This window comes from Comamonas sp. CMM02 (assembly GCF_014851485.1).
GTDB lineage: Bacteria > Pseudomonadota > Gammaproteobacteria > Burkholderiales > Burkholderiaceae_C > Comamonas > Comamonas avium.
Genome location: NZ_JACUZW010000001.1, coordinates 992,945 through 1,008,266, shown reverse-complemented (window position 1 = coordinate 1,008,266; position 15,322 = coordinate 992,945). Strand labels below are relative to the sequence as shown.

Sequence of the window (15,322 nt, the reverse complement as noted above, 5' to 3'; positions counted from 1 at the left end):
GGCATGCCACACCTTGTTGTAACCCGCCCACAGCCTGATGCAGCGCTGTGGGTGCAGCAGTTGCAGGCGCAAGGTATTGAGGCCACTGCACTTGCGATGATGGAAATAGGCCCCAGCCGCAGCCCGCATGCGCTCGCTACCGTGCACGCGGCTTTGCAGCAACTGAGCAGCTACGACGCCATCATGTTCGTCAGCGGCAATGCGGCACGTTACTTTTTTGCTCAGCTGCGCGCACAAGCACTGCGCCCGGCTGCACACACACGCTTTTGGGCCCCTGGCCCCGGAACTGCCAAGGTCTTGTTTTCCGAAGGAATTTCACCCCTCAGCTTGACCCAGCCTTCACCAGACGCTCCACAATTTGATTCGGAATCGCTGTGGACACATGTTCAGCACCAAATCTGCAGCGGTCAAAAAGTACTCATCGTCCGTGGCGGTGATGGGCATGATGCCGCTGGCCAAGGCCGCCAGTGGCTGACCGAGCAATTACGGCAACGCGGTGTACGGGTCGATTTCGCTGCTGTGTACGAGCGCATGGCACCACAAGCGACACCTGCGCTCCTGCAAACCATTGAAACGCTGCGCACCCTGCAAGCAGTGTGGTTGTTCAGCAGCTCTGAGTGCGTGCAACATTTGCGTCTTTCCAACACCGACTGGTCCTGGCAAGCACACACAGCCTTGGCTACACACCCACGCATCGCCCAGCAAGCACACCAGGCCGGCTTTGGCCGCATCATTGAAACCATGCCAACCGTGCAAAGCATCGTGGCCTCGATAAAATCATTGCATGACCACCACCCCTGACGGCGCTCCTATCCCCTCCCAAGCTGTTCCTTTTGAATCGCTGCATGCACCACGCCCAGCAGCGCCTGGCTGGACATGGCTGTCTCTGGTGATTGGCGCAACAGGCCTTGGCTGCAGTCTTTTGCTGTGGCAAAAAGTTGACGGCATGCAAGAACAACTGGCCCGCCAGTCCGCAGACGCTACCGCCCAGGCCACTGAAGCCCGCGCTCTGGCACGTGAGTCGCAAGATCTGGTGCGCGATGCCAACGCCAAGCTTTCGGTCATGGACGTGCGCGTCAACGAAGTCAGCTTGCAGCGGGGACAGCTGGACGCTCTGGTTCAGAACCTGACCCGCTCGCGGGATGAAACCCTGGTGGTGGATATCGAATCAGCCATTCGCATGGCCCAGCAGCAAACACAACTGACAGGCAGTACCGAGCCTCTGGTGGCAATTTTGCAAAGCAGCATCAAGCGGATTGAACGGGCGGCACAGCCCCGTTTGGTACCTGTTCAGCAAGCCATGGAGCGCGACCTGGAACGACTGTCGCAATCGGCAGTGACCGACACGGCCAGCCTGCTGGCGCGGCTCGATGCGGTCGTCAGCATGGTCGACGACATGCACGTACGCACTGGTGCCCCCGTCCCCAGCGAGCAGCGCCAGCCACGGCGTCAGGCCCCTGAGCCAGGCAGCACAGACACTGACGCTACAGCCACATCTCCTACGCAATGGATATGGTGGAGTGACTGGGGACAAAAAATTTGGCAGGCCACACGCGAAGAAACCCGTGATTTACTGCGCGTGAGCCGGATTGAGCATGCTGACGTCATGCTCATGGCACCGGAGCAAGCGTTCTTCGTGCGAGAGAACCTCAAGCTCAAGCTGCTCAACGCACGCCTGGCCGTGCTGGCACGTCAATATGAGGCAGCCCGCACCGACATCAGCACTGCGCAGACCACGCTGAGTAAATTCTTTGACCCCGGCTCTCGCCGCACACACCAGGCGCAAGCTGTACTGGCACAACTGCAGACCCACATGCAGGCGACCACGCAACCAGTTTTGGATGAGACCCTGGCCACACTGTCTACCGCCGCCGCCGGCCTTTAAGTGCACAAAGGAACTACCGCATGATGCGCGCTGCACTTTGGTTTGTAGGTTTGTTTGCTTTGGCTGTGGCACTGGCTTTGTTTGCCGGTAACAACCAGGGCGTTGTCACCTTGTTCTGGCTTCCATATCGGGTCGATTTGTCGCTCAACATGGTGCTGCTGTTGCTGCTCGCTGTGTTTGCCACCGGCTACGCCGCCCTGCGGGCTTTTTCAGTACTGGTCATGTTGCCGCACCAGGCCAAGCGCTGGCGCCAGCAACAAAAAGAGCGCCAGATGTACCAGGCCCTGGTGGAAAGTCTGTCCCACCTGCAGGCTGGTCGCTATGTCCGTGCCCGCAAATCTGCACTTGTCCTGCTCAAACTTAGCGATGAACTGCGCACCGAGCATGCTGACGTGCCGCAAGATGCCACTTTGCGTGCCATTGCTCACATGCTGGCCGCTGACAGCGCCCATGCCTTGCGCGATGTAGAGGCCCGTAACGAGCACTACGAAGAAGCCATGAACGATGTGCCCGCCAATGGCACCTTGCAGCAACAAGAGGTGCGCGAAGGTGCGCAAATGCGCGCTGCGCGCTGGGCGCTGGATGACCGGGATCCCCAAGAAGCGCTGCAGCGCTTGGCACAGCTGCCCCCGGGAGCCAGCCGCCGCACCATGGCCTTGCGCATTCAGCTCAAGGCCAGCCGTTTGGCCCACGCTACGCAATCGGCCCTGGATACGGCACGGCTTCTGGCCAAACATGGCGGTCTGTCGCAAGAAGCAGCCGACAGCATCACCCGGGGCCTGATCCTGGAGCAGTTGCAGCACACGCACGATGCAGATCAACTGCAGCGCGCCTGGAATGGCTTGCAGCCTGCAGACCAGCGCGCCCCTGATGTGGCTTTGGCGGCAGCCCGCAAACTGATGGAGCTGCAAGGCAGCCCATCCCAGGCTCGCACTTGGTTGCTCCCCGTCTGGGAGCAGTTTCTGCAAGCACCCCAGTCCCTGTCCGGCGCGCAAGTCCAGCGTTTATTCGTCAATTTGCAGCAGGCGCTGGACGAACTGGATGCCGACTGGCTGGCACGCATTGAATCTGCACAGCGTGCAGCACCTCAAGAGCCACGTCTGCTGTATCTGGCAGGCATGGCCTGTGTACAGCGACAGCTGTGGGGCAAAGGCGAACAGCTGCTGCAAAGTGCTGTGGGCCGCTTGAGCGATGCCCCGCTGCGTGCCAGCGCCTGGAAGGCCCTGGCTATCATGGCTGAGCAGCGTGAAGACACCGCTGCCGCTGCCAGGGCTTGGCGCGAAGCGGCTTTGCACGCACTTTCTAGATAAAGCATAGCTGTCAGCACATACTGGCTAAGCGCTGGCAGCCAATTTGACTTCAAACAATGCCCCGCTCGCCCTATCTCTGGGCTGGGTCGGTAAAATCAAACCCAATCCGTCCTTTCAGCTAACAGCCTACAGACGGCATCCCCTGCAGGATGCCGTTTTCATTTGCGAATCCGCCATGAGTGAATCCATTGCCCAGCCAGGTCTGAACAGCCTGTCCAAATCCTTCGAACCCGCCGCACTGGAAGCCCATTGGGGCCCCGAATGGGAAAAGCGCGGCTATGGCAATGCGGGCTACCGCGGCACGGGCCAGCCCAGTGCGCAAGCCACTGCCGCAGGTCAGAACTTCTCTATCCAGCTGCCCCCCCCCAATGTGACGGGCACGCTGCACATGGGTCATGCTTTCAACCAGACCATCATGGACTCGTTGACGCGCTACTACCGCATGAAGGGCCACAACACGGCCTGGATTCCCGGCACCGACCACGCTGGCATTGCCACGCAAATCGTGGTGGAGCGTCAACTGCAAGCCCAAGGCGTCAGCCGCTACGACCTAGGCCGCGATGAGTTTGTAAAGAAAGTGTGGGAGTGGAAAGAAAAGTCCGGCGATACCATCACCACACAAATGCGCCGCATGGGCGATACCGTGGACTGGAGCCGCGAGTACTTCACCATGGACGAAAAGTTGTCCAACGTGGTCACCGAGACCTTTGTCACGCTGTACAAGCAAGGTCTGATTTACCGCGGCAAGCGCCTGGTGAACTGGGATCCGGTGCTGCAATCTGCAGTGTCTGATCTGGAAGTTGAAAACCAGGAAAAAGACGGCTCGCTGTGGCACATCGCCTACCCATTGAGCAGCGGTGAAGGTCAGCTGGTCGTGGCCACCACCCGCCCCGAAACCATGCTGGGCGACGTGGCCGTGATGGTGCACCCGGAAGATGAACGCTACAAGCACCTGATCGGCCAGACCGTAACCCTGCCACTGGTGGGTCGCCAGATTCCCATCATTGCTGATGAATACGTGGACCGCGAGTTCGGCACCGGCGTAGTGAAGGTCACACCGGCCCACGACCAAAACGACTACCAGGTCGGCCAGCGTCACCAGTTGCCCATGATCTGCGTGCTGACGCTGACCGCCAAGATCAACGACGAAGCGCCTGAAAAATACCGCGGCATGGACCGCTTTGTCGCCCGCAAGGCCATCGTGGCTGATCTGCAAGAAGCTGGCTTGATGATCGAAATCAAGAAGCACAAGTTGATGGTTCCCATCTGCGACCGCACCGGCCAGGTGATCGAACCCATGCTGACCGACCAGTGGTTCATTGCCATGAGCAAGGTAGCCAATGAAGGCACGGGTGACGCCACAGGCAAATCCATCGCACAAAAGGCCATCGATGCAGTGGCCTCGGGCGATGTGAAGTTTGTGCCCGAAAACTGGGTCAACACCTACAACCAGTGGATGAACAACATCCAGGACTGGTGCATCTCGCGCCAGCTGTGGTGGGGCCATCAGATTCCAGCTTGGTACGACGAAGAAGGCAACATCTACGTCGCAAAGAACGAAGCCGAAGCCCAGGCACAAGCCCCCGGCAAAACATTGCGCCGCGATGCCGATGTGCTGGACACGTGGTATTCGTCCGCCATGGTGCCGTTTTCCACCATGGGCTGGCCCAACCAGACCGACGCTGCTGACGACGACTTCAACCTGTACCTGCCGTCCTCCGTGCTGGTCACTGGCTACGACATCATCTTCTTCTGGGTCGCCCGGATGATCATGATGACCAAGCACTTCACCGGGCGCGTGCCATTCAAGCATGTGTACATCCACGGTCTGGTGCGCGATGCGCAGGGCAAGAAGATGTCCAAGTCCGAAGGCAATGTGCTGGACCCGGTCGATCTGATTGACGGCATCTCGCTGGAGCCCCTGCTGGACAAGCGCACCACCGGTCTGCGCAAGCCCGAAACCGCTCCCCAGGTGCGCAAGAACACGCAAAAAGAATTCCCCGAAGGCATCCCTGCCTACGGTGCTGACGCACTGCGCTTTACCTTTGCTGCGCTGGCATCGCTGGGCCGCTCCATCAACTTTGACAGCAAGCGCTGCGAAGGCTACCGCAACTTCTGCAACAAGCTGTGGAACGCCAGCCGCTTTGTACTGATGAACTGCGAAGGCTTTGATTGCGGCTTGAAAGAGCACTCGGGAGCAGACTGCGCCGGTGGCTACCTGCAGTTCAGCCAGCCTGACCGCTGGATCGTCTCGCAGCTGCAAAAGGTCGAGGCTGAAGTGGCCAAGGGCTTTAGCGAGTACCGCCTGGACAACGTCGCCAACACGATCTATGACTTTGTCTGGAACGAGTTCTGTGACTGGTATCTGGAAATTGCCAAAGTACAGATCCAGACCGGCAACGAAGCCCAGCAACGCGCCACACGTCGCACGCTGATCCGCGTTCTGGAAACCATTTTGCGCATGGCCCATCCCATCATCCCGTTCGTGACGGAAGAGCTGTGGCAAAAGGTGGCTCCAGTGGCTGGCAAGCAAGGCGACTCCATCGCTGTCGCGGCCTACCCTGAAGCCCAGCCAGAGAAGATTGACGAAGCATCCATCGCCTACGTGGGCCGCATCAAGGCCATGGTCGATGCCTGCCGCACGCTGCGTGGCGAGATGGGTGTCTCGCCTGCGTTGCGCCTGCCACTGCTGGTCATGGGCGACACCGCAGAGGCGACGCAGTTCCTGCGTGCCAACGCAGATGTGCTGAAGAACCTGGCCAAGCTCAGCGAAGTCAAGGTCTTTGACACCGAAGCCGCGTGGCAAGCCGAAGCCCAGTCGGCGCCCGTGAACGTGGTGGCAGATGCCCGTCTGGCACTGTTCGTTGAAGTGGACGTAGAAGCCGAAAAGGCCCGCTTGAGCAAAGAAGCCAAGCGCCTGGAAGGTGAAATCACCAAGGCCAATGGCAAGCTGAACAACGAAGCTTTCTGCGCCAAGGCGCCTGCAGCTGTGCTGGAGCAAGAGAAAAAACGCGTGGCTGACTTTGGCACCACACTGACCCGCATTCAGGAGCAACTGGCCCGCCTGGGCTGATATGCTTTGAGTTGAGCGACAAAAAGGCGCAGGCAACTGCGCCTTTTTTCCATCCCGAACAAGAAGGATTGACCATGTCCAATCAAACCCGAGTGCGCAAAGCCGTATTCCCCGTGGCCGGCCTTGGCACCCGCTTTTTACCGGCCACCAAAGCATCCCCCAAGGAGATGCTGCCTGTGGTGGACAAGCCGCTGATCCAGTACGCCGTAGAAGAAGCCTACGAAGCGGGTATCCGCGACATGATTTTTGTGACGGGCCGCAGCAAGCGCGCCATCGAGGACCATTTCGACACGGCTTACGAGCTGGAAAACGAACTGGAGCGCGCTGGCAAGCACGCCATGCTGGACCTGGTGCGCAGCATTGCACCGGCGGACATGAACTGCCTGTTCGTGCGCCAGCCCCGCTCTTTGGGTCTGGGCCACGCCGTGTTGTGCGCCGAGCCGCTGGTGGGCAACGAACCGTTTGCAGTCATCCTGGCCGACGACTTGATGACTGGTGAGGCCGGTGGCCCCGGCGTGATGGCGCAGATGACCACGGCGTTTCAAAAGCAGGGCCGCTCACTGCTGGCCGTGCAAGAAGTGCCTTTGTCGCACACCAAGCGCTACGGCATCGTCAAGGGCGAGGCAGCCGGTGGCCCGCTGATGCGCATCGACGAGATCGTGGAAAAACCCGCGCCAGAAAAAGCACCTTCGCGTATGGGTGTCGCAGGCCGCTATGTGCTGACGCCGCGTATCTTTGAGGAAATTCGCAACCAGCCCCAAGGGGTGGGTGGTGAGATTCAGCTGACCGATGCGATTGAACGCCTGATGAAGCACGAAACCGTGTACGCCTTTCAGTACCAAGGCAAGCGCTACGACTGCGGCAGCAAAGAAGGCTTCTTGGAAGCCACGGTAGAGCTGGCCCTGCAACACCCTGACGTGGGGGAGCACTTTCGCGACTATCTCAAAAATCTGAGCATCTAACGCCCATGCTGTAAGCGTTTCAAATATAAAAGGCCTGCAATTGCAGGCCTTTCTTACGCTAGCAGCTATTGTTTTAACGGCGACGCAGGATATGGATGTACTCGGCACCTACCGTACTTTGCTCCACCAGCTCATTACCCGTTTGCTTGGCAAACGCTTGAAAGTCGCGCAGTGAGCCGGTATCGGTGGCCACCACTTTGAGCAACTGCCCGCTGACCATGTCTGCCAATGCCTTCTTGGCCTTCAAGATAGGCAGGGGGCAGTTCAAACCGCGCGTGTCAATTTCTCGGTAGATATTCATGGCAATGCTTCCTATAACTGACGCACATTGTAGGCACCCGCTGCAGCTGCCGCAGTAGCTTTGCACGCAAAGCCCAGATCACATCTGGCATTCAAAACAGTGGTGGCAGAACAAACCGGGCATCTTCTGCCCACGGCCTGGGCGGCCACTTGACCGGGTCTGGCTCTGGCGACTGCCCTGGCCTGAAGGCGCCAAACTGTGGCTCCACGCCCTTGCTGCGCACCCAGTGTGCCAGGGCATAACCGGTGCCCGAAGGCCAGCAGCGGGCCTCTTGTGGCGTCTTCCACTGGTACTCCAGCAGCTCAGGCGAAAGTTTCACATCCCCATCCACACGCACGTGGTAGGCCACCAGTACCTGATTCATGCGCAGAAATTCCCACGACCCCAAGATACGCAGTGCTTTCACGCGCAAACTGGTTTCTTCCATCACCTCGCGGCAAATACCTTGCTCCGGGGATTCACCGGCTTCCATAAAACCGGTAATCAGACCGAACACCCCCTCCTGCCACATCGCATTGCGCGCCAGCAATACCTCGCCCCGGTCGTTTTCCACCACGGCTGCCAGCACCGGTGTAGGGTTGCCCCAGTGCGTCCAGTGACAGGCCACGCAGCGCAGGCGATCTTTCATCCCGCTGTCTTCTTGCGAGGCAATCCACTGCAACGGTGTGGCGCAATTGGGGCAAAAACGCATCTCATGGCTCATAGAGCAAGCTTTCTCACAAAGAAAAGGGCAAAAAAAAGGCCGCAACCGGTGCGACCTTTCAGGCATGAAACGCCCGCTCAGGCAGGAAACACGCCCGTAGACAAATAGCGATCACCACGGTCACACACAATGAATACGATAGTGGCATTGTGCTCGCGCTTGGCAATCTCCTGCGCGACCCAGCAAGCACCCGCGGCCGAGATGCCCGCAAAAATACCCTCCTCACGCGCCATGCGACGGCACATGTCTTCGGCATCGTCCTGGCTGACATACACCAGCTCATCGACCAGACTGGCGTCGTAAATCTTGGGCAAGTACTCCTCAGGCCACTTGCGAATACCCGGAATGCGCGAACCTTCAGAAGGCTGCGCACCAATGATCTGAATATTGGGGTTCTTTTCCTTCAGGTACTTGGCCACACCCGTGATCGTGCCCGTTGTTCCCATGGCGCTCACAAAGTGCGTGATCTCACCGCCCGTTTGCTCCCAGATTTCAGGGCCTGTGGTTTCATAGTGCGCACGCGGATTGTCTTCGTTGGCAAACTGGTCCAGCACTACGCCCTTGCCCTGCGCCACCATTTGCTCTGCCAGATCACGCGCATATTCCATACCGCCGCTCTTGGGGGTCAAAATAAGTTCTGCGCCATAGGCCTTCATGGTCTGCGCGCGCTCAATAGACAGGTCCTCCGGCATGATCAGCACCATGCGGTAGCCCTTGATGGCCGCAGCCATGGCCAGTGCAATGCCGGTATTGCCAGACGTCGCTTCAATCAGGGTATCGCCAGGCTTGATTTCACCGCGCTCTTGTGCGCGCTGAATCATCGACAACGCGGGACGATCCTTCACCGAGCCAGCTGGGTTGTTGCCTTCCAGCTTACCCAGCAACACATTGCCGCGCTCTGTATTCGCTAGCGCATCAATACGCTGCAGCGCGACCAAGGGAGTTGAACCAATTGCCGCTTCAATTGAAGAATATTCTTTTTTCATTCCATAAATGTGCCATAATTCCGTTCATGCACTGATGACGCCCGGGTGGTGGAATTGGTAGACGCAGCGGACTCAAAATCCGCCGCCGCAAGGCGTGCCGGTTCGATTCCGGCCTCGGGCACCATACCTTAATGGTGTTTAGCGTTGTCATCAAGGCATATCCAGAATTATCGCGAGGTGGAGCAGTCTGGTAGCTCGTTGGGCTCATAACCCAAAGGTCGTTGGTTCAAATCCAGCCCTCGCAACCAATCAAGCTTAGGCTTCAAACAAAAAAGGTCAACTCACGTTGGCCTTTTTTGTTTTTGTCTTTCGCAAAAAAATTTCTATCCACTCTCTCAAAGTGGATATCTGAAGGCTGAAAAAACCCGTCTTCAGCCCATATCTGCCCCATCACAAGCGCCTGCAACCGGGGTCAGACCACCTTCCAAGCGCAGCCATTTGTATGGCTTCATGGCGAAGTTAACTGTATGGATATACAGTTAACCCATGTTCGCACTGATTGATGGCAATAACTTCTACGTTTCTTGCGAGCGCGCTTTCAACCCGCGCTTGGCGCAGCGCGGCGTGGTTGTGCTGTCCAACAACGATGGCTGCGTCATCTCTCGCAGCAATGAGGCCAAGGTCCACGTCAAGATGGGCCAGCCTTATTACCAGCTGCAAGAACAGCTGGCTGCACACAGCATCACAGCCCTGTCGGCCAATTTTTCCTTGTATGGCGATATGAGCGCACGCATGATGCGTCTGGCCTCTGCGCTCGGGCCCAGTCAAGAAATTTACTCCATTGACGAATGCTTCATTGGCGGACTAGAAGGCATCGCCCAGCTCACCACACGGGCACGCGCCATTCGCCAGCGGATAGAGCGGTGCCTGAGCATTCCCTGCTGCATAGGCATTGCGCCAACCAAAACCCTGGCCAAACTTTGCAACCACATCGCCAAAGAGGCAGAACGCCGGCAAGGTGGCTATTCACCAGCCTGGGCCCAGGTGTGCAACTGGCAGGAAATATCGCCCTCCCAGCAAATCGCCCTGCTGCAACACACTCCCGTGGCCGCCATCTGGGGAATTGGCCGGCGCATGGGCCCGCAGCTGGCAAAGGCAGGGTGCACCACCGCATACGATTTGGCACAACTCCCCTCAGCGCTGGCACGCAGCATGGGTGGCGTGGTACTGGAGCGCACCGCGCGCGAGCTGCAAGGCATCAGTTGCTTGACACTGGATAACGCGCCTGCAGCCAAACAGCAAATAGCATGCACGCGCAGTTTTGGGCAGGCCGTACATACGCTGCCCCCTTTATTGGAAGCCGTCAGTGAATTTGCATCTCGTGCGGCAGAAAAAGCCCGTGTTGCGGGTGTCCTTGCAGCGCAGGTACATGTGTTTGCCTACACCTCACCCTTTCGCCAAGGTTTGCCTTGGCACGGAGCCATGACGGTGCCGCTGCGCCAGCCAAGCAACGATGCACGCAGCCTGGTTCAGGCAGCGACCCACGCAGCGCGCAGTTTTTTTCAAGCCGGGCACCCACTGAGCAAAGCGGGTGTCATCTTGCTGGGCTTGCAGCCCTCCCATCAGCCAAGAACCAGCGATTTGTTTGCCGACGCTGACATCCCAAGCACCTCCACGCATTTGATGCAGGCCGTAGATGCCATCAATGCGCGCTACGGCAAGCAAACCATTCACCTGGCCAGTTGCGGCCTGCCCGGCCAGGACAGCACTGGCTGGCGCATGAAGCAAGCCATGCGCAGCCCGCTGTACACCATGCGCTATGAAGATTTACCAGTTGCACAGGCTTGACTGCCATGAATCACACACGCCCTGACCACGCCAGCCACCCCGTGCCCTGCGCACTGGCACCAGCGCCGCTGCCCTTGATTGGTGCGCAGGTACGCTGCGGCTTTCCCAGCCCTGCAGAAGATTTTCCCCTGCAGGTTTTTGATGTGATGGCGCACATCACACAGCACCCTGCCGCCACCTTCACCATGCGCGTCAGTGGCGACAGCATGCAAGATGCGGGCATCCTGGACGGCTGCATGATCGTGGTCGACCGGGCCATTGCACCGCAGCACGGGCATATTGTGGTGGCCGTGGTGGATGGCGAATTCACGGTCAAGCGGCTGTTCCTGCGCCATGGCCGCAGCGAATTGCACGCTGCCAACGCCGCCTTCTCGCCCATCGTTTTGCAAGGCCTGCAAGAACTTCAGGTCTGGGGCGTGGTGACAGCCTCCATCGTGGAGCACCTGCAGCACGTTCGGCGCACGAAGTAAGTACAAACCCTAGATTTTCCACGAAACCACTGAACAAGCCTGTGGACAACTCGATCATCTGCAGGGACAACAACCTCTAAGCCATTGTTTTTCCTGGCTTCACCTTACCCTGCCTAGAAAGCAGGCAAATCTTAGAAAAGCATAGCTGCCTGCGCTTAATTGATAAGCATCAGCAGCAAAAAACACGCACAGTCACTTATGCAGCAAAACAGGCATTGCCAAAGCTGGCAGACCCCCTAGACTTCGCATCCATTGTTTTGATGGATGCTTGCCATGTTGTATGCGTTAGCGGCCTTGTTCACCTTTCAACTGGTGGGTGAGGCCATGGTTCAGTTTTTTCAACTCCCCTTCCCTGGTGCCTTGCTGGGTGCCTTGCTGCTGCTCATCGGCTTGCTGATCTACGGACGCCTGCCGCAGGCCCTGGAGCAAACCTCGCAGATGCTGCTGCAAAACATGATGCTGCTGTTCATCCCGACGATTGCAGGCGTCATGCTGCACTTTGACCGCATTGCCAACGAATGGAAGCCGTTTCTGGTGGCGGGCATTGCAGGCGCAGCGATCACCTTTTTAGTGACTGCCTTCACCTTCAAGTGGATGCTGGCCCGAGAAAAACCACAGCAGGAGGCACCATGAACCAGTGGGACAACCTGCTTGCCAGCCTCTCTGTCACCCACCTGCCCTGGCTGGTGCTGACCATGGCCGTGTACCTGGCAACCATGGCGCTGTACAAGCGCTACAAATGCCACCCGATGCTGATTCCCGTTTTCCCCTCGGTCATCATCATCGTCTGCGTGTTGCTGGCCACGGATACCCCTTACGCCACTTACAAGCAAGGCGTTGAGTGGCTCAGCATTTTGATTGGCCCTGCCACCGTGGCGCTGGCCATCCCGCTGTATGCACAGCGCGCGCGCATTTATGCGCTGTGGCGCCCCATATGTGTCGCTCTGAGCATTGGCTGCGTGGTGGCCCTGTTCTCGGCCATGGGCATTGCCTGGGCGCTGGGCGGCAGCTGGGAGACCATCATCTCGCTGGCCCCCAAGTCAGCCACCATCCCGATTGCACTGCCCATGTCTGAGCGCTTTGGCGGCCTGCCATCGCTGGCCGCTGTCGCCGTCGCTGTCACTGGCATCAGCGGCTGCATGATGGCCCCCCTGCTGCTGCGCCTGATCGGCAGCAAAGACCCCGCTGTCGAGGGTTTTGCACAAGGACTGACGTCCCACGCCATTGGCACGGCACGCGCCATTCAGATCAATCCCACAGCCGGGGCATTTGCTGCATTGGCCATGGGCTTGAACGGTGTGCTGACGGCACTGCTGATGCCCCTGAGCGTAGCCGTTTTTCAGCGGCTTTGAGCCTCAGCGCACTGCTGCGCCATCGCTTGGAGCCAGCTTGAAAAAGCCTGCAGCACATTCGATGGTGCCTGCTGCGCGGGGGTGATGAAGTAATAGCTGCGCTCACCGCGCAAAGGCTGGGCACTGGCCACCACCAGCTCGCCACGCGCCAGCTCGGCTTCAATCAGCATTGGCGGGATCAGCGCCACCCCCATGCCATGCGTGGCCGCCACAGCCAGCATCGAAAACAGCTCATAGCGAGGGCCATCCATGGCCCGTGGGGCATCCACCCCTACCGACTGGAACCACTGCGCCCAGCCTTGAGGGCGCGTACTTTGCTGCAACAAAGGTAAATCTGCCAGCGCCTGTGGCTGCAGCGGCTGCCATGCCCGCCCCGGTGCCCGCTGCGTGGCGCGGTCCAGCAAGAGAGGGCTGCACACGGGCACCACATCTTCATCCATCAGGTGCATGGCTTCAATTCCTGGCCAGTTGCGCACTTGCTCGGGGGTGCCTGCATACAGCGCGGCATCAAAGCCCGTATCGGCAAACAAAAAAGGGCGTGTTTGCGTGTCGATGTGCACGGTGATATCAGGCTGGGTTTTGGCCAGCAGCGGCAGGCGCGGCATCAGCCAGCGTGTGGCAAATGTGGGCACGGCTGCCAGTTTGATGGTGCCGCCCGTGCCCTGATGGGCCATCAAATCCAGCGTGTCACGCTCCACACCCAGCAACCAGCTGCGGACCTTGCGCGCATAGGCATCGCCCGCTGGCGTCAGCGCCACGCCATGGCGGGTGCGGCGAAACAGCTCCACCCCGACAAACTCTTCCAGCGCAATCACCTGGCGCGACACAGCCCCCTGTGTCAGCGCCAGCTCTTGCGCTGCACGCGTGTAGCTTTCGTGGCGGGCAGCGGCCTCAAAACAGGCCAGCGCCTGGGTAGAAGGAATGGAACGGCGCATATCAGGGTGCCAAGCAAAAACGAGGGACAGAGGCAATGCTGCCGCAAAACAGCTATTTTCTCAAGCAAGAGATGCAAAAAGCTCATATCTGGATGCAAACAAATGGTTTGCCTGGGCACTGCCACCTTCGTACGATGAACTCCATAACGCACAAGGCATGCGCGTAGTCACATCGCAGCGTCACATGCCAGCGCCCCCTACAACTGAGCATTCAAGGAGCACAACATGGCCAGCAACTTTCAGTGGAACGACCCCTTCCAACTCGACCAGCAACTGACAGAAGACGAGCGCATGATCCGCGACGCGGCCTATGAGTACTGCCAAGGCAAGCTCATGCCCCGCGTGCAGGACATGTTCCGCCATGAAAAGACCGACATCACCATCTTCCGCGAGATGGGCGAGCTGGGCCTGCTGGGCCCCACCATTCCGACCGAATACGGTGGCGCAGGCCTGAACTATGTGAGCTACGGTCTGGTGGCCCGTGAAGTAGAGCGTGTGGATTCGGGCTATCGCTCCATGGCTTCGGTGCAGTCGTCACTGGTGATGGTGCCCATCAACGAATTTGGTACCGAAGCGCAAAAGCAAAAATACCTGCCCAAGCTGGCCTCGGGTGAATTCATCGGCTGCTTTGGCCTGACCGAACCTGACCACGGCTCCGACCCCGGCTCCATGGCCACCCGTGCCTACAAGGTGGACGGCGGCTACAAGCTCAAGGGCAGCAAGATGTGGATCACTAACAGCCCCGTCGCAGACGTGTTTGTGGTCTGGGCCAAGGAAGTGTCTGAAGGCGGCAACGTCGGCCAGATTCGTGGCTTTATTCTGGACAAGGGCATGAAGGGCCTGAGCGCACCTGCCATCCACGGCAAGGTGGGCCTGCGCGCCTCGATCACCGGCGAAATCGTGATGGACGATGTGTTTGTACCCGAAGAAAACGCATTCCCCGAAGTGCGCGGCCTCAAAGGCCCGTTCACCTGCCTGAACAGCGCACGCTTTGGCATTGCCTGGGGTGCCATGGGTGCGGCCGAGTTCTGCTGGCACACCTCGCGCCAGTACACGCTGGACCGCAAGCAGTTTGGTCGCCCTCTGGCTGCCAACCAGCTGATTCAGAAAAAACTGGCCGACATGCAGACTGAAATCACGCTGGGACTGCAAGCTGCCCTGCGCGTAGGCCGCATGAAGGATGAGCACCAGAACGTGGTGGAAATCACCTCGCTGATCAAACGCAACAACTGCGGCAAGGCGCTGGACGTGGCCCGCCTGGCACGCGACATGATGGGCGGCAACGGCATCAGCGACGAGTTCGGCGTAGCACGCCATCTGGTGAACCTGGAAGTGGTGAACACCTACGAAGGCACGCACGATGTGCATGCGCTGATCCTGGGCCGCGCACAGACCGGCATCGCCGCTTTTGCTAACTAAGCGCGCAGCAAAGATCGCACCGGAATACGTCGTTGCACCCGCTGGTCGTAGCGCTGCTACTGCCTGCGTGGGTGACGCCTCTTTTCCGCCGCGATCTTCACTGCTGGGCTGCAACCTTTGCGGTCTCCGCCTAAGCTG

Annotated in this window: 14 protein-coding genes and 2 tRNA genes; 12 read left to right on the top strand and 4 right to left on the bottom strand. The window is 59.0% G+C overall.

What is annotated here, in order from left to right; genetic code table 11:
* The first annotated feature begins 3 nt into the window (after nt 1–3).
* The 5 genes from IB213_RS04600 (at nt 4) to galU (ending at nt 7,230) form a co-directional block, all read left to right on the top strand.
* The gene (locus tag IB213_RS04600) at nt 4–801 is read left to right on the top strand and encodes a uroporphyrinogen-III synthase (protein ID WP_192405537.1); all 798 of its coding nucleotides are present in this window, start codon (nt 4–6) and stop codon (nt 799–801) included.
* Nucleotides 785–1,885: a uroporphyrinogen-III C-methyltransferase gene (locus tag IB213_RS04595; protein WP_192405536.1), complete on the top strand. Its 1,101-nt coding sequence runs from the start codon at nt 785–787 to the stop codon at nt 1,883–1,885. Before IB213_RS04600 ends, IB213_RS04595 begins: the two co-directional genes overlap by 17 nt.
* Nucleotides 1,886–1,908: 23 nt before the next feature.
* Nucleotides 1,909–3,195 (top strand): heme biosynthesis protein HemY, encoded by a 1,287-nt coding sequence (locus tag IB213_RS04590; protein ID WP_192405535.1) that lies wholly within the window; start codon nt 1,909–1,911, stop codon nt 3,193–3,195.
* Nucleotides 3,196–3,370: 175 nt separating this feature from the next.
* Nucleotides 3,371–6,268 carry a valine--tRNA ligase gene (locus IB213_RS04585; RefSeq protein WP_192405534.1) on the top strand — a complete coding sequence of 966 codons (2,898 nt, stop codon included), beginning with the start codon at nt 3,371–3,373 and terminating at the stop codon, nt 6,266–6,268.
* 74 nt (nt 6,269–6,342) lie between these two features.
* The gene (galU, locus tag IB213_RS04580) at nt 6,343–7,230 is read left to right on the top strand and encodes a UTP--glucose-1-phosphate uridylyltransferase GalU (RefSeq protein ID WP_191723641.1); all 888 of its coding nucleotides are present in this window, start codon (nt 6,343–6,345) and stop codon (nt 7,228–7,230) included.
* A 73-nt stretch (nt 7,231–7,303) separates the two neighbouring features.
* On the opposite strand, the gene IB213_RS04575 is transcribed toward galU, so the two are convergent.
* From IB213_RS04575 to cysM, 3 genes are all read right to left on the bottom strand, one after another.
* Complete coding sequence (locus tag IB213_RS04575) at nt 7,304–7,531, bottom strand: sulfurtransferase TusA family protein (RefSeq protein WP_191723640.1); 228 nt, start codon at nt 7,529–7,531, stop codon at nt 7,304–7,306.
* A 91-nt stretch (nt 7,532–7,622) separates the two neighbouring features.
* Nucleotides 7,623–8,234: an NUDIX domain-containing protein gene (locus IB213_RS04570; protein ID WP_192405533.1), complete on the bottom strand. Its 612-nt coding sequence runs from the start codon at nt 8,232–8,234 to the stop codon at nt 7,623–7,625.
* Between the two features lie 77 nt (nt 8,235–8,311).
* Nucleotides 8,312–9,220 carry a cysteine synthase CysM gene (gene cysM, locus IB213_RS04565; protein ID WP_191723638.1) on the bottom strand — a complete coding sequence of 303 codons (909 nt, stop codon included), beginning with the start codon at nt 9,218–9,220 and terminating at the stop codon, nt 8,312–8,314.
* 39 nt (nt 9,221–9,259) lie between these two features.
* Between cysM and IB213_RS04560 the strand changes: the two genes are divergently transcribed.
* From IB213_RS04560 to IB213_RS04535, 6 genes are all read left to right on the top strand, one after another.
* Nucleotides 9,260–9,344: transfer RNA gene (locus IB213_RS04560), tRNA-Leu, on the top strand.
* 47 nt (nt 9,345–9,391) lie between these two features.
* Nucleotides 9,392–9,468, top strand: a tRNA-Met gene (locus IB213_RS04555).
* Between the two features lie 238 nt (nt 9,469–9,706).
* Nucleotides 9,707–11,008 (top strand): Y-family DNA polymerase, encoded by a 1,302-nt coding sequence (locus tag IB213_RS04550; protein ID WP_192405532.1) that lies wholly within the window; start codon nt 9,707–9,709, stop codon nt 11,006–11,008.
* 5 nt (nt 11,009–11,013) lie between these two features.
* The gene (locus tag IB213_RS04545; RefSeq protein ID WP_191723636.1) at nt 11,014–11,478 is read left to right on the top strand and encodes a LexA family transcriptional regulator; all 465 of its coding nucleotides are present in this window, start codon (nt 11,014–11,016) and stop codon (nt 11,476–11,478) included.
* 273 nt (nt 11,479–11,751) lie between these two features.
* The gene (locus IB213_RS04540) at nt 11,752–12,111 is read left to right on the top strand and encodes a CidA/LrgA family protein (protein ID WP_191723635.1); all 360 of its coding nucleotides are present in this window, start codon (nt 11,752–11,754) and stop codon (nt 12,109–12,111) included.
* Nucleotides 12,108–12,830, top strand: coding sequence for an LrgB family protein (locus tag IB213_RS04535; protein ID WP_191723634.1), 723 nt, complete (start codon nt 12,108–12,110; stop codon nt 12,828–12,830). The genes IB213_RS04540 and IB213_RS04535 overlap by 4 nt, the downstream gene beginning before the upstream one ends.
* On the opposite strand, the gene IB213_RS04530 is transcribed toward IB213_RS04535, so the two are convergent.
* Nucleotides 12,818–13,765 (bottom strand): LysR family transcriptional regulator, encoded by a 948-nt coding sequence (locus IB213_RS04530; RefSeq protein WP_192405531.1) that lies wholly within the window; start codon nt 13,763–13,765, stop codon nt 12,818–12,820. The two genes, IB213_RS04535 and IB213_RS04530, sit on opposite strands and share 13 nt — an antisense overlap.
* A 225-nt stretch (nt 13,766–13,990) precedes the next feature.
* On the opposite strand from IB213_RS04530, the gene IB213_RS04525 reads away from it, so the two are divergent.
* Nucleotides 13,991–15,184: an acyl-CoA dehydrogenase gene (locus tag IB213_RS04525; RefSeq protein ID WP_191723632.1), complete on the top strand. Its 1,194-nt coding sequence runs from the start codon at nt 13,991–13,993 to the stop codon at nt 15,182–15,184.
* Nucleotides 15,185–15,322 lie beyond the last annotated feature (138 nt).

What these genes read in the sequence shown, in the direction of transcription:
- IB213_RS04600 (WP_192405537.1), top strand. Translation starts at nt 4, where the DNA reads ATGCCACACCTTGTTGTAACCCGCCCACAGCCTGATGCAGCGCTGTGG.
- IB213_RS04595 (WP_192405536.1), top strand. Translation starts at nt 785, where the DNA reads ATGACCACCACCCCTGACGGCGCTCCTATCCCCTCCCAAGCTGTTCCT.
- IB213_RS04590 (WP_192405535.1), top strand. Translation starts at nt 1,909, where the DNA reads ATGCGCGCTGCACTTTGGTTTGTAGGTTTGTTTGCTTTGGCTGTGGCA.
- IB213_RS04585 (WP_192405534.1), top strand. Translation starts at nt 3,371, where the DNA reads ATGAGTGAATCCATTGCCCAGCCAGGTCTGAACAGCCTGTCCAAATCC.
- galU (WP_191723641.1), top strand. Translation starts at nt 6,343, where the DNA reads ATGTCCAATCAAACCCGAGTGCGCAAAGCCGTATTCCCCGTGGCCGGC.
- IB213_RS04575 (WP_191723640.1), bottom strand. Translation starts at nt 7,531, where the DNA reads ATGAATATCTACCGAGAAATTGACACGCGCGGTTTGAACTGCCCCCTG.
- IB213_RS04570 (WP_192405533.1), bottom strand. Translation starts at nt 8,234, where the DNA reads ATGAGCCATGAGATGCGTTTTTGCCCCAATTGCGCCACACCGTTGCAG.
- cysM (WP_191723638.1), bottom strand. Translation starts at nt 9,220, where the DNA reads ATGAAAAAAGAATATTCTTCAATTGAAGCGGCAATTGGTTCAACTCCC.
- IB213_RS04550 (WP_192405532.1), top strand. Translation starts at nt 9,707, where the DNA reads ATGTTCGCACTGATTGATGGCAATAACTTCTACGTTTCTTGCGAGCGC.
- IB213_RS04545 (WP_191723636.1), top strand. Translation starts at nt 11,014, where the DNA reads ATGAATCACACACGCCCTGACCACGCCAGCCACCCCGTGCCCTGCGCA.
- IB213_RS04540 (WP_191723635.1), top strand. Translation starts at nt 11,752, where the DNA reads ATGTTGTATGCGTTAGCGGCCTTGTTCACCTTTCAACTGGTGGGTGAG.
- IB213_RS04535 (WP_191723634.1), top strand. Translation starts at nt 12,108, where the DNA reads ATGAACCAGTGGGACAACCTGCTTGCCAGCCTCTCTGTCACCCACCTG.
- IB213_RS04530 (WP_192405531.1), bottom strand. Translation starts at nt 13,765, where the DNA reads ATGCGCCGTTCCATTCCTTCTACCCAGGCGCTGGCCTGTTTTGAGGCC.
- IB213_RS04525 (WP_191723632.1), top strand. Translation starts at nt 13,991, where the DNA reads ATGGCCAGCAACTTTCAGTGGAACGACCCCTTCCAACTCGACCAGCAA.